This window comes from Amedibacillus sp. YH-ame6, assembly GCF_053848845.1.
Genome location: NZ_JBSPEZ010000023.1, coordinates 24,476 through 44,885 on the forward strand (window position 1 = coordinate 24,476; position 20,410 = coordinate 44,885).

Annotated in this window: 21 protein-coding genes; all 21 read right to left on the reverse strand. The window is 35.6% G+C overall.

The window, feature by feature from the left end; translation table 11 throughout:
• Positions 1-55: 55 nt before the first annotated feature.
• The 21 genes from ACWG0P_RS13130 to truB all read right to left on the reverse strand — a co-directional run bounded on the left by ACWG0P_RS13130 (position 56) and on the right by truB (position 20,266).
• Positions 56-1,339 carry an adenylosuccinate synthase gene (locus tag ACWG0P_RS13130; protein ID WP_455802102.1) on the reverse strand — a complete coding sequence of 428 codons (1,284 nt, stop codon included), beginning with the start codon at positions 1,337-1,339 and terminating at the stop codon, positions 56-58.
• A gap of 113 nt (positions 1,340-1,452) precedes the next feature.
• Positions 1,453-2,289 (reverse strand): Mrp/NBP35 family ATP-binding protein, encoded by an 837-nt coding sequence (locus ACWG0P_RS13135; protein WP_455791199.1) that lies wholly within the window; start codon positions 2,287-2,289, stop codon positions 1,453-1,455.
• 4 nt (positions 2,290-2,293) lie between these two features.
• Complete coding sequence (locus ACWG0P_RS13140) at positions 2,294-3,232, reverse strand: tyrosine recombinase (RefSeq protein WP_455802103.1); 939 nt, start codon at positions 3,230-3,232, stop codon at positions 2,294-2,296.
• A 124-nt stretch (positions 3,233-3,356) separates the two neighbouring features.
• Positions 3,357-4,019 carry a tRNA1(Val) (adenine(37)-N6)-methyltransferase gene (locus ACWG0P_RS13145; RefSeq protein ID WP_455792837.1) on the reverse strand — a complete coding sequence of 221 codons (663 nt, stop codon included), beginning with the start codon at positions 4,017-4,019 and terminating at the stop codon, positions 3,357-3,359.
• A gap of 39 nt (positions 4,020-4,058) precedes the next feature.
• Entirely contained in the window at positions 4,059-4,664 is a 606-nt protein-coding gene (locus ACWG0P_RS13150; protein ID WP_455792835.1) for a stage II sporulation protein M, read from the reverse strand.
• A gap of 65 nt (positions 4,665-4,729) precedes the next feature.
• On the reverse strand, positions 4,730-5,902 hold the full coding sequence (dinB, locus tag ACWG0P_RS13155; protein ID WP_455802104.1) for a DNA polymerase IV: 1,173 nt from the start codon (positions 5,900-5,902) through the stop codon (positions 4,730-4,732).
• A 51-nt stretch (positions 5,903-5,953) separates the two neighbouring features.
• Complete coding sequence (gene spo0A, locus ACWG0P_RS13160) at positions 5,954-6,787, reverse strand: sporulation transcription factor Spo0A (RefSeq protein ID WP_455792831.1); 834 nt, start codon at positions 6,785-6,787, stop codon at positions 5,954-5,956.
• A gap of 180 nt (positions 6,788-6,967) precedes the next feature.
• Positions 6,968-7,969 carry a SpoIVB peptidase gene (gene spoIVB / locus ACWG0P_RS13165; RefSeq protein WP_455802105.1) on the reverse strand — a complete coding sequence of 334 codons (1,002 nt, stop codon included), beginning with the start codon at positions 7,967-7,969 and terminating at the stop codon, positions 6,968-6,970.
• 62 nt (positions 7,970-8,031) lie between these two features.
• On the reverse strand, positions 8,032-9,687 hold the full coding sequence (recN, locus tag ACWG0P_RS13170) for a DNA repair protein RecN (RefSeq protein WP_455802106.1): 1,656 nt from the start codon (positions 9,685-9,687) through the stop codon (positions 8,032-8,034).
• A 4-nt stretch (positions 9,688-9,691) separates the two neighbouring features.
• On the reverse strand, positions 9,692-10,471 hold the full coding sequence (locus ACWG0P_RS13175) for a TlyA family RNA methyltransferase (RefSeq protein ID WP_455802107.1): 780 nt from the start codon (positions 10,469-10,471) through the stop codon (positions 9,692-9,694).
• Between the two features lie 7 nt (positions 10,472-10,478).
• Positions 10,479-12,344 (reverse strand): 1-deoxy-D-xylulose-5-phosphate synthase, encoded by a 1,866-nt coding sequence (dxs, locus tag ACWG0P_RS13180; RefSeq protein ID WP_455802108.1) that lies wholly within the window; start codon positions 12,342-12,344, stop codon positions 10,479-10,481.
• A 19-nt stretch (positions 12,345-12,363) separates the two neighbouring features.
• A complete protein-coding gene (locus ACWG0P_RS13185) occupies positions 12,364-13,206 on the reverse strand; it encodes a polyprenyl synthetase family protein (RefSeq protein WP_455802109.1) in 843 nt (280 codons plus the stop codon).
• Entirely contained in the window at positions 13,199-13,411 is a 213-nt protein-coding gene (xseB, locus tag ACWG0P_RS13190; RefSeq protein ID WP_455792823.1) for an exodeoxyribonuclease VII small subunit, read from the reverse strand. Before xseB ends, ACWG0P_RS13185 begins: the two co-directional genes overlap by 8 nt.
• Positions 13,411-14,739 carry an exodeoxyribonuclease VII large subunit gene (gene xseA / locus ACWG0P_RS13195; protein WP_455802110.1) on the reverse strand — a complete coding sequence of 443 codons (1,329 nt, stop codon included), beginning with the start codon at positions 14,737-14,739 and terminating at the stop codon, positions 13,411-13,413. The genes xseB and xseA overlap by 1 nt, the downstream gene beginning before the upstream one ends.
• A complete protein-coding gene (gene nusB / locus ACWG0P_RS13200) occupies positions 14,736-15,116 on the reverse strand; it encodes a transcription antitermination factor NusB (RefSeq protein WP_455792820.1) in 381 nt (126 codons plus the stop codon). Before nusB ends, xseA begins: the two co-directional genes overlap by 4 nt.
• A 55-nt stretch (positions 15,117-15,171) precedes the next feature.
• Entirely contained in the window at positions 15,172-16,077 is a 906-nt protein-coding gene (locus ACWG0P_RS13205) for a 5'-nucleotidase (RefSeq protein ID WP_455802111.1), read from the reverse strand.
• A 55-nt stretch (positions 16,078-16,132) separates the two neighbouring features.
• Positions 16,133-16,462 carry an Asp23/Gls24 family envelope stress response protein gene (locus ACWG0P_RS13210; protein WP_455792817.1) on the reverse strand — a complete coding sequence of 110 codons (330 nt, stop codon included), beginning with the start codon at positions 16,460-16,462 and terminating at the stop codon, positions 16,133-16,135.
• A gap of 43 nt (positions 16,463-16,505) precedes the next feature.
• Positions 16,506-17,060, reverse strand: coding sequence for a SpoIIIAH-like family protein (locus ACWG0P_RS13215; protein ID WP_455802112.1), 555 nt, complete (start codon positions 17,058-17,060; stop codon positions 16,506-16,508).
• Between the two features lie 55 nt (positions 17,061-17,115).
• Positions 17,116-18,492, reverse strand: a complete 1,377-nt coding sequence (locus ACWG0P_RS13220) for a GTP pyrophosphokinase (RefSeq protein ID WP_455802113.1) — start codon at positions 18,490-18,492, stop codon at positions 17,116-17,118.
• Positions 18,483-19,427, reverse strand: coding sequence for a bifunctional riboflavin kinase/FAD synthetase (locus ACWG0P_RS13225; RefSeq protein ID WP_455802114.1), 945 nt, complete (start codon positions 19,425-19,427; stop codon positions 18,483-18,485). Before ACWG0P_RS13225 ends, ACWG0P_RS13220 begins: the two co-directional genes overlap by 10 nt.
• A gap of 8 nt (positions 19,428-19,435) precedes the next feature.
• On the reverse strand, positions 19,436-20,266 hold the full coding sequence (gene truB / locus ACWG0P_RS13230; RefSeq protein ID WP_455802115.1) for a tRNA pseudouridine(55) synthase TruB: 831 nt from the start codon (positions 20,264-20,266) through the stop codon (positions 19,436-19,438).
• Between the last annotated feature and the right edge of the window lie 144 nt (positions 20,267-20,410).

The window sequence follows — 20,410 nt, forward strand, 5'->3', positions numbered from 1 at the left end:
CAACATATCCGTCATCTCTATCCCCGTGAGTATAAGAAAAGAGAGCATCGCTCTCTTATTTCATAAAGGAATGAATATAAATGTTGCAGTTTCTTTCTGCCCCTACAGATACCATAGATATTCTCGTCTTTGTTAATTCTTCAATTCTTTTCAAATATACTTTACACGCTTCTGGAAGTTCTTCATATGTCTTTACATTGGATATATCTTCTTTCCATCCAGCAAATGTTTCGTAAATTGGTTTTGCTTTTGCAAGTTCCTCAATCGAACTTGGAATATAATCAAAGCGTTTACCATCAATATCGTATGCTACACACATTTTGATTTCTTCCAAACCACTTAAAATATCTAGCTTTGTAATCACAAGATCACTTAGTCCATTGATCATAGCCGCATGTCTAACTACATTCACATCCAACCAACCACATCGTCTAGGTCTTCCGGTTGTCGCTCCAAATTCATGTCCCTGTTCTCTTAACCATGAACCCATTTCATCGAACAGCTCACTCGCAAATGGTCCTTCACCAACCCTTGTTGAATATGCTTTCGCAATCCCAATAATTACATCAAGTTTTTGAGGTGATACTCCAGCACCCGTACAAACACCTGCAGATGTTGGTGATGATGATGTAACATATGGATAATTCCCGTAGTTAATATCCAACATCGCAGCTTGTGCGCCTTCAAACAATACTTGCTTTTGATCATCTAACGCTTGATTCACGATCATTTGAGCATTTAAAATTCTAGGCAGTATCGCCTCTTTAATTGCCTCAAAACGTGCAACTAAATCTTCATATACAAACCCTTCGTTTTCATATACTTTTTGAAATACTTCATTTTTCATATCAAGAGCAAGTTTTAATTTACGCTTAAAGGTTTCAAAGTTTCGTAAATCTCCTATACGAATGCCTGTTCTTGAATACTTATCCGCATAACAAGGTCCTATTCCTCGCTTTGTCGTTCCTATTTTATAATCTTTTAACTGTGCTTCGCTCAGTTCATCCATCAAAATATGATAAGGCATGATGATATGTGCACAATCCGAAATAAATACATGATTTGTTGATAATCCACGATCCTCTAATTGTTTAATTTCATCTAAGAAAACAAAGGGATCCACAACAACACCTGGTCCAATCACACAAATTGCCTTTTGTAATACTCCAGATGGCAATAAATGTAATACGATCTTTTCATCTCCAACAACGACCGTATGACCAGCATTGTTACCACCTTGAAAACGTACTACCATATCCATTTTAGATCCAAGGTAATCTACTACCTTACCTTTTCCTTCATCGCCCCACTGTGTTCCTACTACTACATATCCTGGCATAAAAATTCCTCCTTAGGACTATTTATAAGCCTATGTAATGCACTTTTAAAAAAAGCCTTTAATAATATAGCACAATTCAAACAAAAGTAAAATAAAATAGTGCAGTTTTTGCACTATTTTTCATATATTTCCAAAAGTTTATCTACGGCTGGTGATATAGATGTACGTATCTGTTCACGATATGCTTCATCAAAGTTATCATCTTGGTAAATTTGTGACACACTATCCATCATTGGTAGTTCTGCCCATAATTCTACTTCATTTTGAGTTAAAAAAGAATCCACGTTTTTATGTGCGAAAATTTCAATACGTTTGCCGCAGTCTGGGCAAAGCACATAACTCATATTTTCAATGATTCCTAACACTTTTACATTGGCCTGTTTACACATATTGATAGCTTTGGATACAATCATAGATACCATTGGTTGAGGAGTAGATATCATAACGACTCCATTTAACGGTATGCTTTGCATAACAGTCAACGCAACATCCCCAGTTCCTGGAGGCATATCGATGAACAAATAGTCTAGTTCACCCCAGATTACATCACTCCAAAATTGTTTTACTGCATTTCCAACAATTGGTCCTCTCCAAATAACAGGTTGGTTTTCATCTTCCATTAAAAAGTTCAAAGACATAACCTTGATGCCATCTTTATCCACAACGGGTTCAATTGCATCATTCGCTCCATATGCGCTTTCTCTTTCTAAACCAAATAATCTTGGAATACTTGGACCAGTGATATCCGCATCCATAACACCAACTTTATAACCACGTTTGTTTAATTCTTTTGCTAGTAGCGTTGTCATACTTGACTTCCCTACGCCACCTTTACCACTCATCACACCAATCACATGTTTGATTTTGTTTTTCGGATTGTTTGATATTCCACAAGCATCTTCTTTTTTACCGCAACTTCCTTTGCTTGGACATGTACCACAATTACTCATTCACTTATTCTCCTTCTTTATCTTTCTTCGCTCTTGGATGAAACGAAGTGTACACACTTTGTAATCTCTTATTTTGAATGTGTGTATATATTTGGGTAGTAGCAATATCACTATGACCCAATAATTCTTGTACAACACGTAAATCTGCACCACCATCTAATAGATGTGATGCGAAGCTATGACGGAAACTATGTGCTGAAAGTTGTTCATTTAAATTTTGTTCTTTCAATTTACTCTTGATCAGCGTATGCACATATTGACGAGTTAAGGGGTTTCCTGAAGCATTGATAAAGACATATGGAGAACGTCTTCTTTCCCACCCTTTACGTACGACTTCCAAATACACACGAAGTGCTTTCACACATCGCTCATGCATGGGAACCATACGTTCCTTATCACCTTTTCCAATAACCCTTAAAAAACCTTGTTCCAAATGGGTTTGATTCAACAATAGCCCACAACACTCACTCACACGCAACCCACATCCATACAACAACTCCAAAATTGCCTTTTCAAACAATTCTTGATCGGAATTCCCAAAACTATTCAACAAGCGATCCATATCATCAATATTAAAATATACAGGTAAATGTTTAGGTGTCTTTTTACTTCGTATATGTATCGCTGGATCCATAATTTGGGGGTATGCCATTGTAATATAGCGATGAAACATATGTATGGAGGTAATCATATGATTGATGCTACTGCCTTTTCGCTTACTTCGAATAAGACTAGTTCCATCATATTGATCCTTACCAAGAAAATCCAAAAAATTTTGAATGTGTTGATATTCAATATCATTCATATCCGAAATATTTTCTTGTTTAAGATATTGCATATATTCTTTCAAATCTGTACGATATGATTGAATCGTTGCATTTGATTTTTGGTCAACAGATACAATGTAGTGCATATAATCTTCAAACGCTTCTTCGATTTTCATGTTTGATCACCTTATTTATTATAGAACAAATTCTAACGACTAGCAAACAGGAATATCCAAAACTTTTTTTAACAAGAGTCCTTCGTTTTTTCATATGTATCTCATGCAACACATGTAGAGTGATTTAACGCTTTACGTAGATACCATTAGCTACATGAGCATTTACTTTTCCATCCTTAACTGCCTCAATCAATACAGTTATAGCTTCTTCCTTCTGTTCATCATAGACAAATTGTAACGTGCGAATTTCTAAACGATTCTTTCGTAATTCACATATGATTTCAGCGATGCGATTGGCGCGATGCACTAAATAGAACCTTCCCTTTTCATCTAATAAAGACGATACCTTTTGACATAATTGTGATAATTCTAAATACGTTTCATGGCGCGCTTTACGTAAGGTTTCAGATTCATTCAAATTAGCACCATCATGAACTTTGAAATATGGAGGATTACAAAGAATGACTTGTACTTTTGGTAATGAAGCAGTTTTGAAATCCTCACAAATAAGTTCTACGTTTTCAATATGTTGTTGTTGCATATTATACCTTGCTAGTTCAATCGCTTCCTCTTGAATATCCACTCCATACATAAAAGATGGTTGTTTTCTACTCGCTGCCAATAATAAAGCGCCATTGTTTGTCCCAACATCAAGAACACGTTCCCCTTTCTTGATGGTCATAAACTTCGCCAGAAGTGAAGTATCCGTGTTGATACGAAACATATCTTTGCGTTGATATACGTAGATATCGCTATCTGCAAGAAAATCATACGATAAATTATCCATGCCCTACCTCCTGAAATATCTTTTCATTATACAGGAGAATTACATTAAATTAAAGAGTTTAATACATTCTATTCCAATCGTTGATTTTAAGTAACTTCCTATAAGCACGATTAAAAAACAGATGAAGATATCATTTAGAATCGAGTTTGCCAGTTTTTTGAAATCGAGCTTTTCACGATTTGTACAACTGTATACGATATACATAGACAATTGAATTGCACTCGCAGATATAAGGAAGGTCGCTATGAGATCAAATAGAACTTGTGGTAATAAGGTCATAAAAATACCTGCAATCCCTTTTAGCTGATAGCTAAATACAAACAACGCACATGAAAACCCAATCTGTAAGCCTTTTGTAAACACCACAAAGCTAATCAAAGGGATTCCCGCAAAACTAGTTCCCAATAAAAAAACAAATAGAATAAACAAGATACCTGTGAAAAACTGGGATACGAAGAAATCATATTTATTGACCCCACTACTCACCGTTGTCAAATACGAAGATAAATGTTTAATATCATTAACATCTATAAAATTCGATAATACAATACCCGTTAATATTCCACACCCAACCAAGATCCCTATATAGAGATACACATTATGATACTTATGAAAGAATCCATGGTATTTATGATGTTTTCTCATGAAATCACCTCACTGTATTCTATGAAAAAAAAGAAGGAGTTTTCCTTCTTTCATCAGACAAAATTCTATTTATTTCGCAAGAGTTCACTCGCTCTCATCAAATGTGCTTGTGGCAATTGGCGATTTAATTCTTTTAAGACATCACTTGCGTCGTGCACAATATCTTCTTCTTTTTGGAAGAGGTTAATTTGATCAATTGTTTTCCTTTGGGAAAACAAGGAACCAAGACCAATTCCTAAATGACGTATTTCTTTACCATTGTTATTTTGATCAAACAACAATAATGCATGTTCTAATAATGTATTTTCATCATTGGTATAATCCGATATGGATTGAGAACGTACAGCATTACTAAAATCAAAGTAACGAATAGAAATGGAAATTAAAGAGCCTTTTAAATCGTCTTCTTTTGCGCGTTTGCTTAGTTGCATGGCCAAACGTTTGAAGACAGTTTTTACTTCATCATAATCGGATATATCTCGATCCAAAGTTGTTGATTGAGAAATGGATTGCAATGTATGATTATAACTTAATTGATTACTTCCATTCCCTCTTGCGTTTTGTATCATACCATAGCTATGTTTTCCAAGAAGGGTCATTACTTTACTCTCATTTTCAGGATTCGCTAAATCTCCAATGGTCGTAATACCATGTTCCAATAAAAGAGGCACGGTTTTCTTCCCTATCCCAAACATTTCATGAATGCCAAGGGGCCAAAGTTTCTTACTTACTTCTTGTTTACGAAGAATGGTTATGCCCATAGGTTTTCGCATATCACTTGCCATTTTTGCTAGGAATTTATTAGGCGCTACACCAATGCTACAAGGAAGCCTCAAATCTTCATATACACTTTTTTGTATCACCCAAGCTAAATCTAATGGACGTTTATAGGCTTTGATTGCTTCTGTCACATCCATAAAACACTCATCGATACTGGCAGGTTCAATATAGGGAGAAAAACGTCTAAGATATTTAAAAAAACGCTCACTTAATTCTTCATACCAAGCATAACTTCCTTGCACTACCACAAGTTGGGGACACTTTTCCATTGCCATATGAAGCGGCATTGCAGCTTGTACACCAAAAGCCCTAGCTTCATAACTAGCAGTACACACTACACTTCTTCTATTCAATCCCGCAACAACAATGGGTTGACCTTCCAAAGCAGAGTTTTTTAGTATCTCCGCACTTGCGAAGTATGAATTTAAATCAATATGAAAAATTACTCTTCCTGCCATACAATCTCCTTTAATCTATGGGTATAGTATAAAGGAAATTGTATAAAATTACTAGCGATATGTTTTGATCGCTTGTACTTTATTTTTTAATCTATGTTCTAAACGAAGCTTATCAGAAATCATCGCAATGAATTCTGAATTGGTTGGTTTTGCTTTACTCGCTGAAATTGTATAACCAAAAATATCATCGATAGCATCGATATTCCCCCGGTTCCACGCAACCTCAATCGCATGACGTATGGCACGTTCCACCCTGGAAGCTGTAGTCGCGTATTTCTTTGCGATTTCTGGATATAATACTTTGGTTATTTGGCCTAAGAAATCCACATTGATATACGTTTCTAAGATAGCCGTTCTTAAATACATATATCCTTTGATATGCGCTGGAATACCTATTTCATGTAACAATTCTGTAATTTCACTTTCTAATTCTAGTTTTGCTAAACGTTTCTTTTCATCATCATTTAAGTTCACACTCATGGTATTTACATTTGAATTCTCGCGATGTGTAAATCCAACGATGAAATTCAAACGATCAATCAGATGATGAATCTCGAAAGGTTTCATCAATATGTAGTCAACCTTATAGTTCTGAATGGAGCCAACAATCAGATCGTTCACAAAAGGTGTCGTACAGATGATATGATCTACGGTGATGTTATTTTTCTTCAAATCTTGTAATACACTCATACCATCCTTCTTTGGCATGATAAGATCTAGAATCAAAATATCCATCTGTTTTCCATGCAATTCCATAATACACTGTTCACCATTTGTTGCACTACCAACGACTTGATAGTTGTCACTTTTAGCAAACGTCTCCTTCATACTATGGATCATTTCCAAACTGTCATCTACTACATAAACTCTTAACTTGTTATTCATATTTTCTCTTTCCTCCTCTTTACAATTATACAAATGCAGATTGCATAATTACAGTAAATTTGTCGAAAGAGCGACGCTTTTTAACAAATTATTCCAATTACAAAAAAAGAGCGACTTTTTACGTCGTTCTTTGGGCTACTTTTGATTACATTTGGTCGAAAAAGGTCGAATTTACTATTTTTATTTCAAGGATCTAGAAGTATCTAGCATCCATTCAATATATACCCCATATCCATTAATCGGATGTGATGTCACAACATGCGTGACTGCCCCAATGATTTTTCCGTATTGAACGATAGGTGAACCGCTCATTCCTTGGATAATTCCATTGGTTGCCTCTAACAATCGTTGATCACTAACTTCAAATTCAATCCCCTTTATGGAAGATTGGCTCTGTTTGTTTAATTTCGTTATATTGATATCATAAGAATCAATACGTTCTCCATTTAAGACCGTATATAGTTTTGCAGGACCTACTTGTATTTCATCTTGTTTCGCCCAAGGCAATGCTACTGCGTTGGTTGGAAGAGAATCGTAGGTTCCATAGATTCCAATTTCACTATTCAATAACACATCTCCTAACGCTTGGGTATAGTCGATTTGCGCATGTTTTTCTCCTGGTACATTATCTTGCGCTTTTTGTATAGATTTTACCTGTGCAGGATAGATTGTGCCACTATGAACATCTGCAATTTGTTTTACATCGCTATCATAAATCTCATGACCTAAAGAACCAAAGGTGTGCGAGAGTGGATCATAATATGTCATAGTTCCTACTCCAGCAATTTTGTCCTTGATATATAACCCCGACTTATAAGATGAACTAGCCTTATCGAATACACTTATCAACACGCTATCCATTTCTACTTGATTACGTTTGATTCGTATGGGGATCTCATTGACACCGTCTTGATACTTGTTCAATTGAGCGTACAAATCATCCATAGAATGTATACGTGTACCATTGATACTTACTAAAATATCATGTGGTTTTAGTTGTGTTGATGGATCATAGGATTTTCCATCCACTTCGAAACGATAAGTCCCGCTGACCATAACCCCATCATATGTCACTTCAATACCAATGCTATCTCCACCTAAGATCAAATCATCTGCCGCCAATATACTTAAGGGGCCACTACAAAATAAACAAAGTAAGAAAACCATAATTTTCTTACGCATGGCACCACCTCCTAAAAGGTAGTCTGCCACAAAGCGTATGAACTCACATAAGAAATAATTACCTATCCTTTTTGAGCATTCATATAAAGCTCTTTTGCGGCCTCCATTGCGGAAGTTGACATAGAATTATTGGAAATCATTGCCAGTTGTGCAATTCTTTCTTCTTCGTTCAATTCTCGAATCTTCGTATTTGTTGTATTTTCTTGTTGTAGTTTCTCTACGATGTAGTGATGTTGTGCACAAGCTGCAACACTGGCTAGATGTGTCACACAGAACACTTGGGTTTGATTCGCAAGTTCTTTCATCTTACGACCAACACTAAACGCCACACTTCCACTCACTCCAGTATCAATCTCATCGAAAATAATCGTCTCGATCTTTTGCAAGGACGTAAACACCGTTTTTAGCCCCAACATGAAGCGAGACAACTCTCCGCCACTTGCTGTTGTGCTCAATGGTTTTAGTGGCTCTCCAGGGTTCATAGAGATTAAAAACGCAACATTGTCTATTCCACTCGCATTCCCTTCCATTGTTTCTAAGACAACTTCAAAACGTGCATGAGGCAGTTGTAAATCCTTTAATTCTTCCAATATTTTCTGTTCCAACTCTTTTGCCTTCGTACTACGAATTTCATGTAGTTCATTTGCCACTAGCAAATATTGTTTCTTCGCTTCCTCACGAAGCGCTTCTTGTTTTGTAATAAAATCTTGACGATGCAAAATCATATCAATCTTTTGATTCAATTCTTCACGTTTCACTTGCAACGCTTGTACATTAGGTCCATATTTTCTATATATCTTATGAATACACGAAATGCGTTCTTGTAACTCATGAAAGTGTACTTCATCGTAATCGAAATCATCCATGTAATCCTTTAACTCATGAACCACTTCTTCCACCTGATAATACGCTTCTTGAAGTTTCTCTTTTACTTTTTCAAAAAAATCATCTTCATGAATACTGCCAATCTCACGACAAGCTTCATAAAGTGATGCACTCCCTTTATGTTCATCTTCCAACAGTTCCAAAGAGGAAGCTACTTTACTTGATATCTTTTCAAACGCCATTAAGCGTTTGCTTTCTTCTTCACACTCTTCTAATTCATGTTCTTTTATATCTGCTTCATCAATTTCATTTAATTGAAAGGTTAAAAATTCAAGATCATCTTCATTATAATCCTCATGTAAAGCAGATTCTAATTTATCATGAATCTTTTTATATGCTTGATATTGTGTTTTTACTCGTTGGCATAAATCTTCCACATTACAAAAATTATCCAATAGTGTAATGTGGTACTTGGTATTTAGAAGGTATTGTGTATCGTGTTGAGAATGTATATCCACAAGAGTAGATACAACATCCTTTAAAAAGGATACATTTACAATACGTTGATTGATACGTGCAACGCTCTTTCCTTCTCTTCCAAACTCACGACTAGCAACAAACATGAAGTCTTCTACATCATATCCTGCTTCTTGTAGTAAAGTGTATGCTGGATGATGTTCTTCCACTTCAAAAACACCTTCAATGAAGGCTTTTTCTTTTCCTTCTTTGATCATAGAAGTATTGATACGTTCCCCTTTTAAAACTCCAATGGCATCCATCAACAAAGACTTACCAGCACCAGTTTCTCCAGTAAAAGCTGACATTTGCGTATCAAAATTCAAACGAAGTTCATCAATCAACACAAAATCTTTCACATACATTTCTTTTAGCATAACATCACCTCTTTGTATGATATTCTTTTATGATTTGTTTAAGAGGAAACACCTTATGACATTCTTCCTCTTTGATATGTACTACAAACTCTTTATTTCCATCGCGTCCCAATAAAGAACTAGCTTTTACATGATGCACATAAACGCCAAGTGTTTCTATATAAGAAATGATATCATTTAATACTTGAAGATGTACCTTTTCATTTTTTATAACCCCATGTTTGCCAATATATTCTTTCCCCGCTTCAAACTGTGGTTTCACAAGTACAACGAGTTCTTTTTTTGATAACACAGATAATAAGGCTGGTAAAATACATTTAATGGATATAAACGATACATCCATACAAGCAAAATTTGGTAAAGGTGAAAACATCTCTTTTGTTAAATAACGACAATTCACACCTTCCATATTGATTACACGTGGATTACCCTTTAAGGCTTCCAGTAGTTGATCTTTTCCTACATCTACTGCATATACTAACTTTGCGTCTTGTTTTAAACACACATCACTAAAACCACCCGTACTCGCACCAACATCGATACAAATACGATCTTTTAAATCTATTCCAAAATCCTCTAACACATCATACAGTTTAAAACCTGCTCTTGATGCCAAAGAAAGTTCTTCTTCAATAACACGAACACAATCTTCTTCATCCACATAATAACTGTTCTTTTGAATCACTTTATCATTCACATACACACGTTGTTGTTGAATGGCATCTTGTGCACGCGCTCGAGTTGTACAATATTCATGTTGTACTAGATATTGATCTAATCGCATACAATTCCTACTTCAACAATGAATGAAGCTCTTCAAATAAGGACGTGATATCAATCTGTTCAAGTTTTCGTAGTTGAGGAACACTACCATGTTCTACGAAATGATCCCCAATCCCCATACGTATACATGATGTATTAAGTTGGTGATCATTGAAGTATTCTAGAATCGCAGAAGACAAGCCACCTGCCATCATATCCGTTTCATAGATTAAGATTGGTTTTTTACTATGATAAAGTTCTTCTAACATCGCTTCATCAATCGGTTTAAAGAAACGTGCATTTACAACTCGTAAATTCACTCCATTTACACCTGCTTTAGAAATCACTTTATCAACATCACTACCATATGTAATTACAATTGCATCGTAATCTTCTTGTGAACACCAGCTTGTCCAACTTCCAATTGGGAGTGCTTCATAAGTTGGAGCTTTCCCATATGGAACGCTTCCTCTAGGATAACGAAGGGCAAATGGCTGTGTGTTTTGTGAAAAAGCAGTATACATCATATTTTGTGCTTCTAGACTATCTTTGGGTTGTGCTAGTATCATATTAGGAATAGAGCGCAACATCGCAATATCAAATACTCCATGATGGGTTTCTCCATCCTCTCCAACAAGACCACAACGATCGATTCCAATCACAACTGGAAGCTCCATCCGGGCTACATCATGATTGATTTGATCATATGCTCTTTGAAGGAAACTAGAGTACACAGAAATAAAGGGTCTTTTTCCTGATACCGCTAGCCCTGCCGCAAATGTCATGGCATGTTCTTCCGCAATCCCACAATCAAAAGAACGCTGTGGTAATTCCCGGAAGAATTTATCTAATTTAGATCCGCCTTTCATTGCAGGTGTAATCGCAACAATATCTTCATTTTGTTTCGCTAGATCAAGTAAGGTTTCAGAAATGACTTCACTCCAATTCAAATGTCCTGCTGGTAATTTTGATAGTGTTTGTCCAGTTTCTGGATCAAATTGAGAAACTCCATGCCATTTCCCTTCACTATCATCTTCTGCGTAGCGATATCCTTTTCCTTTTTTTGTCATCACATGAACCACAATTGGTCCTTCATGATGTTTTGCGATATTTAACACTTTTACCAAAGATTTAATATCATGTCCATCCACTGGTCCAATATAATCCAAATTAAAATCACCAAAAATAGAAGTATCCACTACATTTTCCTTGACTGCATTTTTCATATTTGTCATGGTCTTTAATACACTATTCCCAAGCTTCGTTGTGGAAAGTGAACTCTTTAAGTCATCTTTTAGGGTATTGTATGGTTTACTCATGCGAAGCTTTGTAAATGTTTCATCCATCGCACCAACATTTTTTGATATAGACATATTATTATCATTAAAAATAATGACCATATTACGTTGTTCACTACCAATTTGATTCAACGCCTCAATTGCCATACCTCCACTCAACGCACCATCCCCAATCACGGGTAATACTTGATAGGTATCATGATTCAAATCACGCGCAACTGCCATACCCAAAGCCGCAGATAATGAGGTAGAAGAATGTCCTGCCTCCCAAACATCATGTTCACTTTCTTTGCGTTTTTGAAAACCTGCAATCCCTTTGTATTGACGAAGCGTTGAAAATTGCCCGGCTCTTCCTGTTAAAATTTTATGTACATAAGACTGATGTCCTACATCAAATAGAAAGCGATCCTTTGGTGAATCAAAGACATAATGCAACGCAATCGTTAATTCAACAATACCAAGATTACTTGATAGATGTCCTCCTGTTTTTGCGATACTTTGCACCAAGAAAAGACGAATTTGTTGAGACAAATCCGCTAATTGCGCAAAGGACAGGTCTTTTATATCTTGTGGTTCTTTTATATCATAAAGATTCATCCAAATACCTCCAGCCTATTTAGTACTTACGTTTTGTTAATTCATCAAATACAGCTTCCATTGCCTCTGTATCAATGGACAAACGACGTAACCATTCCCATGCTTTTTTATAGAAGAACTGTGCCTTTTCTTTTGCCGCATCAATTCCCATCAAAGTGACATATGTGCTTTTTTGATTACTTTCATCACTGTTTACATTTTTACCTAATACTTCTACACTACTTGTTACATCCAACACATCATCTTGTATTTGAAAAGACAAACCAATATAATGTCCAACTTCTTTCCAAATCTCTATATCTTCTTTTCTATGCGCAATAATGGCAGCACATATCAACGGCAAAGTAATAAGTTTACCGGTCTTATAAAAATGAATTTTTTCGAGTTCTTCTACTGTAATATTAGGATTTGCTTCTCCTTCCAAATCAAGGATTTGTCCATACACCATACCATTGGCACCACTATAATCAGAAAGATAATCAATCATCAAACTAGACATTGTACTATCCTCACAAGATTTTAGTGCTTCTTTAAATGCGTTGGTGAGCAGTGCATCTCCTGCAAGTATCGCAACACCTTCCCCATACTTCACATGACAAGTAGGTTTCCCTCTACGCAAAGTATCATTATCCATGGCAGGAAGATCATCATGAATCAGTGAGTACGTATGAATCATTTCAATCGCAGCACCTGCACCAAGTCCTTTTTCTTCACACACCTGATATGCATTTAAAGCTGCGAATAAAAGTTTTGGTCGTATTCTTTTCCCACCAGCCATCAAGGAATATTCCATCGCATCTTTTACATTGCTATTTGGCAAATCTTGTAATGTTTGTCTTAAGTATTGTTCAAAATCAAGCATTCTTAGGATCCTCCTGATAGGTATCTAATAAATCTTGTACTTTATTTTCAAAATTCTTCAATTGGGAATCACAACTATTCACTAATTGTAAACCTTCTTCAAATAATTGAATTGCTTCTTCTAATTCGATATCGTTCTTTTCTAGTACTTCGATAATTTCTTCAAGACGACTCATAGATTTACGAAAAGGTACTTTCTCACTCATTATAATGCCTCCTTTTTTAAAACATCTGCGATGACATAGCCATCTTGCAAACGGATTTTTAATTCTTCTTGTTCATTGACATCTTCAATACTTTTTATAATGTGACCTTCTTGATAACTTATATGATATCCTCTTTTTAAAATCTGCAAAGGACTATAGGCATCTAACAAGGTAATTTGTTCTTTCATTTGGCGTTGTGCCTGTTTTGTAAACTGTTCCATACGAAACTTCAAGTTGGTATGTCTTTCATCCAATTGTCCTTGGTTGAAAGCACGTATTTTAACGGATTGCATCGCCAATTTATGAGATGCCTTATGCAAAGAAGCTGCCATTTGCTTCACTTGGGTATCTACGATACCCAGTTCTTTTACATGCATTGCCAATGTCATTTGTTGTTGCACAATATAGGAAAGTGGATCTTTTAAATAGCGATATTGTTTCACTCGTAAAAGTTGTTGTTTTCGTTCCATCAATAGCGTTTGCATACGTTGTTGTAAACGTTTCGCATGTATTTGTACTGCTTGTTTTACTTCGTTAATATCTGGGGTGATCAATTCTGCAGCAGCTGTTGGTGTCGCTCCTCGAGCATCACTTACATAATCTACTAAAGTTGTATCAGTTTCATGACCTACTCCAGTTACAATGAAACTTTTCATCGCAAAGATACAACGTGCCAAACTTTCTTCATTAAAACACCACAAATCTTCAATTGCTCCTCCACCTCTTGCTAGTAGAATCACATCGTGCTGTTGTGCATCCGCATGTTCTAATTGCTTTATGATGGCAGAAGTTGCTTGTACGCCCTGTACCAACGTTGGGTATACACAAACATCCGCCAATGGCCAACGTCGTGCAATCGTTGTTAAAATATCTTGAATGGCTGCGCCAGTCTTAGCACTTAACACACCAATACGCATCGGATACATTGGCAACTCTTTTTTATGATTTGGATCAAACAAACCCTCTTTAGAGAGCTTTTCTTTCACTTGCTCCAACTTTAAAAACAAATCTCCTAACCCATCCGCTTGTACAGAAGTAACATACAACTGTACACTTCCTCCAGCCTCATACATAGAAACCGAAGCATTCACAATGACCTTCATACCCTCTTTTAAAAGAATACTAGAGCGCGATGCATAAGAAGCAAACATCACACAAGATATCTTTGCTTTCGCATCTTTAAGGGTAAAATACCAATGTCCACTGCGATGATTCGTAAAATTTGAAACTTCGCCTTTGATTAAGATAGAACGTAAGTTGAAATCATTGTCTAAGCTTTCTTTGATATAGTGTACTAAGGTAGCAACACTATACATACCTTGACTCATAGTTGGTCCAATACCCCATTGATCAATCGATAAGTTTCTTCATCACAGAATTTCTTCGCTAACGTGATAGCCTCATCAATGACAATAGCTTTTGGCGCAGTTTCTAAATCCAACTCACAACAAGCCATTAATAAAATCGCTTTTTCTACATACCCAAGTCGTTCAAACGTCCAATCATCTCGTAAATTTGAGTCAATCTTTTCAATATATGTATCTTCATATTTGATAGCGTCCAATGTAACAGTATACAAAAAAGGATCTATTTCATTGGTTTCACTGTTATCAAATACACATTGTTTAATATCTTTTCCAAGTAGGAAGTGCTGATATAATGAAGTCATCGCAATTTCCCGTAGTTTATGTCTGCTTAATGCCATAAATATCCTCCATTCATCTCTTCTATTTTACCATAAAAGAGTTTGTTTTTTTATTTTAATCCTTGTTTTTATAAGGAACTTGTGCGCTTGGCACCACTTCACTTGCTGGTAAAGCATGCGTCGCTTGATCATCAAAGAAGATATGAGGATGAAATGCCTTCAACACATCCTTCTTTGTAATGCCTCCTAGAAAGAAAGCTTCATCAATCCGTACATTCCATGCCCGAAGTGTACGAATGACACGTTCATGCGCTGGCGCATTACGTGCCGTCACTAACGCTGTACGTATTGGCGAATGATTTCCATCAAACGCTTCTTGTAAATCCGAAATCGTCTTTAGAAACTTTGCAAATGGTCCTGCAGATAAATTGTTTCTAGCATTTACTTTTTCATTCTTCACAAACGCTTCTAAGCCCTGTTCCTGAAAAATCTTCTCAGAATCATCTGAAAACAAAACAGCATCTCCATCGAACGCAATACGTATTTGATCAATATCCGCAAATGCATCATACCCACCAATCGTATTTGTATATATGCGCCCTGAAGCAAATCCACAGTTAATTGCAAGTTCTACATCATCTTCATTTGCAGATAGAAACAAATCCACTTGAAACGCCTCTAGGTAATTGGAAAGAGTTGCTCCACCACTCAACACTGCTCTTGAGATATCCAAACCATAATGTTCAATGGAATGAAAAATACGCAAACTTGTATCCGCACTATTACGTGACATAATAATAACTTCTACTAAGCGATTTGTACTCAGTTCATTTAGTTTTAACAAGGCCTTTACTAACGCAAATCCACTTCCAGGTTTTAACACATCGTCTTCATGTTCTAACTGATATTTCGAATAGACCTCTAAACCTTGTTCCTCATATATCTTATTTTCTTCATCTAGATCAAATAATGCTCTAGAAGATATTCCAATCATCAAGTAATCCTTGATATCAACACCCATTCTCAACACCTACTTTCCATAGTATATGAAAAAAAGAAACCCCTAAGGATTTCTTTTAAAATATAAAGCCTACCACGCGGATATCAATAACATCTGGAGTATATCCGGTCATATGTTCAATATTTTCAAAGATCTTGCCCTGTACTTTGTTGCATACGTCATTTACATTTGCCGTATATTTTACTTTCACATCAGCATTTAAGATTAGCTGATCATTTTGAATCTTGCATGTAATTGCATACTTAAACGGAGTTGCATTTTCCGCTAATTTTAAATTCTCATCTTCTTCAATTACGTTCTTCGCAATTGTTTGAAATGCTGATTTATTTAACGCAATTAAACCAACATTATTTTTTTCTTTCAGTGCTATATATTCCTGAGCCATTTTTATCACTCGCCTTCTACTGCTATTATATCAAATTCCCTCATTATTTAAAAGTAACTTCGATTAAATATTTGTTATTTGTAACAGAACTAGTCTTCATGAGTACAGCTTTTGCCACTTTACTATCATCTTTCTGCTCAAAAACATTCACTATACAGGTAGAATCACTAATTTCTACTGCTGTTTTATAGCCATCCTTCGCAAGCGCATCCACCACTGTTTTCTGTAAGGTTTGTTGAGCCTTTAAGGTATCTATCTTAGATAGTGCATCCTTCTTTGCTGTGTCATCTGATGTATCATTTGCGACTACTTCATTGTTTCTGTTAATCTCTACTTCTTTTTTCTGATCAATGCTTTCTTGAAGCTTTACAACCTCACTAGATTGTGATGTATCACTTTTCGCATCACTGTCTTTTGATGTATCTGTTTTCTTTGATGTATCTGTTTTCTTTGTAGTATCAGCTGTACTTTTGTTCTTCTTGGCGGTTTCTTCCTTCATTACAGTCTTTGTACCATCACTTGGTAGTGTCACATAATACACCGACAACATAAGGATCAAAGAAAACATAGTCAGAAATGCAAGTGCTTGTTTGTTCATAAAAAGAGTCCTCCTTGCTAACACCCTATGCAAAAAAGACTCTGATTATACCTTTTTAGTTAGAAGAAAATATCATTCGAAGACGCATCAACCATTCCTCATAATACGCACTTTGATATTGCATAAAATCCGTGTAAGAGATAACGCGTTCTTCTAATTCCTCTATAAACTTCACAAATTCTTTATTGATCGCAACCATTTTATCATCATGAATGATATCGATTTTGCTCACTTCACATAATGAATTTGCCAAGATTTTCGCACATTCCCCATGTAACAATTCTCCTTGTTCCATTGGAAGCTTCACAAAACTTGTATTTAACCAATAATTATCAACTAAATAATTCTTGATAACACTTAAAAACAATGTGAAATCTTCAAGATTGTTTCCTGGTTCAATCGCAAACAACATCTTAAAGAAAACAAACCAATCATAGTCTTTATTCAACACAGAAATCAAGTGTTGTCCTAAAATATGAATGAAGATATCCTGTGAAGCGAAGGCTCCTTCCATTTCAATTTCATTCTCAAAATCCATAGTAACAGAATTCATCTTACGGAATGTTCGAAACAATGTTGAAATACGATCGTTATTTCCTCCATCATAGCGAATATCTTTGATGAAAATATAATGCCCTAATATCGTAGAGGTTTTCTTTACATTCATGGTAAAGCCAATGGATTCATTCATTTTCACCGCAAATAAATCATTGATTGCCTTTGATATCAACTGTTCAAAACTATTCTCAGTAATTCCCGAATCATTTTGCGCAGCTGTTTGCATTTGATCGTATATGATTTTCAATTGTCGATCCGTAATTGTTAGATTTGCTTTAATAGATGCTAATAAGTCCTTCATAAAATCATCGTATACATAATAATTTGTATTCTTATATACCAATTTATGTTCAATTTCACCCCAGAACGAATGCACTAGTGCTTTAATTTGCACTTCTACATTGATTTTTTGTCCCTCTTTTAAATAGTATCCATCAATGCGATAAATCGCAAACCCATTCTTTTGTATTTGAGGCTGTCTTGAATCACAATCCAAAAAGAAATTTGGATTGCTAGGATGACTATAAAATCCATCACTACTATTCCTTACATTTAGTTTGTCACGTAAAAAATTCAGCACATGAAATTCATCTTCGATAAAACGACATTCAATGATGAATCCAATCAAATCACTGAGATTATCCAATATCTCTTGCGCACTATCATTTCCTGCATAGAAACGATTACGTATAATTTTTTCTCGCAAGCTCTCTTTTGATTTCACACGTGAATTGATATCCACAATCATATCCTGTTGTTCTAAAAGATCCATAAGATAATCTTCAATATCATTTTCCGCTGTATGATATAGCGTATTATTTTGTTCTAACAGTTGTAATGTTTCGTCGATTGTATCAAATACTTTTAATCGCATAAAACATTCTCCTTCCTCGCCTCAATATAAGCTTTTGCAGATTCTTTATCACAATGAAGTTGTTCTACTAACGCTTCCGCATTTTGAAATTTCTTTTCTTCTCTTATATAATGACAAAATTTAAACACAACATTTTTATTGTATAAATCACCTTCAAAGTCCAATAAATGCGCTTCAATGGATGTGTTTTTTTGGAAATTATAGGTAGGATTATGTCCAATATTTAATATAGCCGCATGCCATATTCCATCTACTTTCACACCGCCTACATATACTCCTTGTTTGGGTATAACATAAAGATCTTTCAATTGAAGATTTGCTGTTGGAAATCCGAACTTTCTTCCCATCTGAGATCCTTTTTTCACATACCCGCTCATCGTATAATATCGCCCCATAAACTGAGCCGCTTTTTCTACATCTCCAAGTTCTATTAACTCCTCAATTCTTGAAGAACTAATCTTCTTGTGTTCACTACTCACTTCTTCTACTATATCAATCTGAAAGTTTGTTTGTGAGCGAAGTGTATCCACACTTCCTTGCCCTTTCGAAGCATAATGGAAATCATATCCACACACCAATGTCTTTAAATGTAATGGTTTTAAAACTCGTTCATGAAACTGTTCAACGCTTAAATTTTGCATTTCTTCTTCAAAACGTAAAATAATCCAATTTCGTATACCTAATTGTTCTCCAATTTCAATACGTTCACGCATAGGTGTAATATGAGGAATATTATCCAAATGTTTAATAATAGTCCAAGGGTCTGGATCAAACGTTATCAAAGAAGGTACGCTTCCATCTTCTTTTGTATGATTCAAGACTCTTTCAATCAATTTTTGATGTCCTAAATGTAACCCATCAAAATACCCAATGCAAGCCGTAATATCTTCATCAAATTGAATTGGTTGATGTAAATCAAAATAATGTATTTTCATATACTCACCTACCACAATCCACGCATACTACGAAACACGTTATGATGTTCACGTTCATAAATTGCGATTGGTTCTTCTTTTCCCATAAGAACAACACGATTTTCATCCGTTTCTAAACGAATACGTTTCCCATGATAAACATCTAAAATAGGTTCATACTCCACCATCGGTAAATGATGTAGCACTTCTTTCATACCATGTAGTTGAAAGTTTCCTTTTTCAACATCTGCCAAGCTTACACAATCCTCAAGTTTGAATCTTCCTATACCTGTACGAACAAGAGAGGACATGCAACCTAAATTCCCTGTCTTACATGCGACATCCACACAAAGAGAGCGAATATAGGTACCGCTACTACACGCAACTCTAAATTTCAAAGCATCCGCATCCAAAACTTCTAATTCATAGAATTCCACATCACGGAGTGGACGTTCGACTTCTTCATGAGCTCTTGCGTACTCATAAAGCTTTCTACCATTCACACGAACACTAGAAACCATTGGTGGAAGTTGTTTTTGTTTTCCTTGAAACGTATTCAACACTCCTTGTAAATTCTCGATTTTATGAACTGGAGCAGTTTCTAAAACTTCGCCTGATGTATCATCACTTAACGTTCGTTTCCCAAGTTCCATAGTTGCAACATATTCTTTATCTGTATCTTCAAGGTATGGTAAAAGCTTACAAGCCCTTCCAACAAGAACCAGTAAAACCCCAGTTGCATCTGGATCAAGTGTACCACTGTGTCCAATCTTTTTTGTATGTAAAATGCGTCGTAATCGTGCTACCACATCATGCGACGTCATCCCTGCTTCTTTATGTATCAATAATATTCCATCCATTGTATCACCGTTTATTATTATACAATAAAACACTTTGATTAACCATACTAATACAAAACTTCACATAACTTTACAAAAAGATCAAATAGCAATCTGATACAATTGTTTTTCATATGAAACGAGTTCGATTCAAATCCATATGTT

What these genes read in the sequence shown, in the direction of transcription:
- ACWG0P_RS13205 (WP_455802111.1), bottom strand. Translation starts at nt 16,077, where the DNA reads ATGGGTGTTGATATCAAGGATTACTTGATGATTGGAATATCTTCTAGA.
- recN (WP_455802106.1), bottom strand. Translation starts at nt 9,687, where the DNA reads ATGCTAAAAGAAATGTATGTGAAAGATTTTGTGTTGATTGATGAACTT.
- ACWG0P_RS13215 (WP_455802112.1), bottom strand. Translation starts at nt 17,060, where the DNA reads ATGAACAAACAAGCACTTGCATTTCTGACTATGTTTTCTTTGATCCTT.
- ACWG0P_RS13175 (WP_455802107.1), bottom strand. Translation starts at nt 10,471, where the DNA reads ATGCGATTAGATCAATATCTAGTACAACATGAATATTGTACAACTCGA.
- ACWG0P_RS13150 (WP_455792835.1), bottom strand. Translation starts at nt 4,664, where the DNA reads ATGAGAAAACATCATAAATACCATGGATTCTTTCATAAGTATCATAAT.
- spo0A (WP_455792831.1), bottom strand. Translation starts at nt 6,787, where the DNA reads ATGAATAACAAGTTAAGAGTTTATGTAGTAGATGACAGTTTGGAAATG.
- xseA (WP_455802110.1), bottom strand. Translation starts at nt 14,739, where the DNA reads ATGAGTCAAGGTATGTATAGTGTTGCTACCTTAGTACACTATATCAAA.
- nusB (WP_455792820.1), bottom strand. Translation starts at nt 15,116, where the DNA reads ATGGCATTAAGCAGACATAAACTACGGGAAATTGCGATGACTTCATTA.
- ACWG0P_RS13130 (WP_455802102.1), bottom strand. Translation starts at nt 1,339, where the DNA reads ATGCCAGGATATGTAGTAGTAGGAACACAGTGGGGCGATGAAGGAAAA.
- truB (WP_455802115.1), bottom strand. Translation starts at nt 20,266, where the DNA reads ATGGATGGAATATTATTGATACATAAAGAAGCAGGGATGACGTCGCAT.
- ACWG0P_RS13145 (WP_455792837.1), bottom strand. Translation starts at nt 4,019, where the DNA reads ATGGATAATTTATCGTATGATTTTCTTGCAGATAGCGATATCTACGTA.
- ACWG0P_RS13210 (WP_455792817.1), bottom strand. Translation starts at nt 16,462, where the DNA reads ATGGCTCAGGAATATATAGCACTGAAAGAAAAAAATAATGTTGGTTTA.
- dxs (WP_455802108.1), bottom strand. Translation starts at nt 12,344, where the DNA reads ATGAATCTTTATGATATAAAAGAACCACAAGATATAAAAGACCTGTCC.
- xseB (WP_455792823.1), bottom strand. Translation starts at nt 13,411, where the DNA reads ATGAGTGAGAAAGTACCTTTTCGTAAATCTATGAGTCGTCTTGAAGAA.
- dinB (WP_455802104.1), bottom strand. Translation starts at nt 5,902, where the DNA reads ATGGCAGGAAGAGTAATTTTTCATATTGATTTAAATTCATACTTCGCA.
- ACWG0P_RS13140 (WP_455802103.1), bottom strand. Translation starts at nt 3,232, where the DNA reads ATGAAAATCGAAGAAGCGTTTGAAGATTATATGCACTACATTGTATCT.
- spoIVB (WP_455802105.1), bottom strand. Translation starts at nt 7,969, where the DNA reads ATGCGTAAGAAAATTATGGTTTTCTTACTTTGTTTATTTTGTAGTGGC.
- ACWG0P_RS13220 (WP_455802113.1), bottom strand. Translation starts at nt 18,492, where the DNA reads ATGCGATTAAAAGTATTTGATACAATCGACGAAACATTACAACTGTTA.
- ACWG0P_RS13225 (WP_455802114.1), bottom strand. Translation starts at nt 19,427, where the DNA reads ATGAAAATACATTATTTTGATTTACATCAACCAATTCAATTTGATGAA.
- ACWG0P_RS13185 (WP_455802109.1), bottom strand. Translation starts at nt 13,206, where the DNA reads ATGCTTGATTTTGAACAATACTTAAGACAAACATTACAAGATTTGCCA.
- ACWG0P_RS13135 (WP_455791199.1), bottom strand. Translation starts at nt 2,289, where the DNA reads ATGAGTAATTGTGGTACATGTCCAAGCAAAGGAAGTTGCGGTAAAAAA.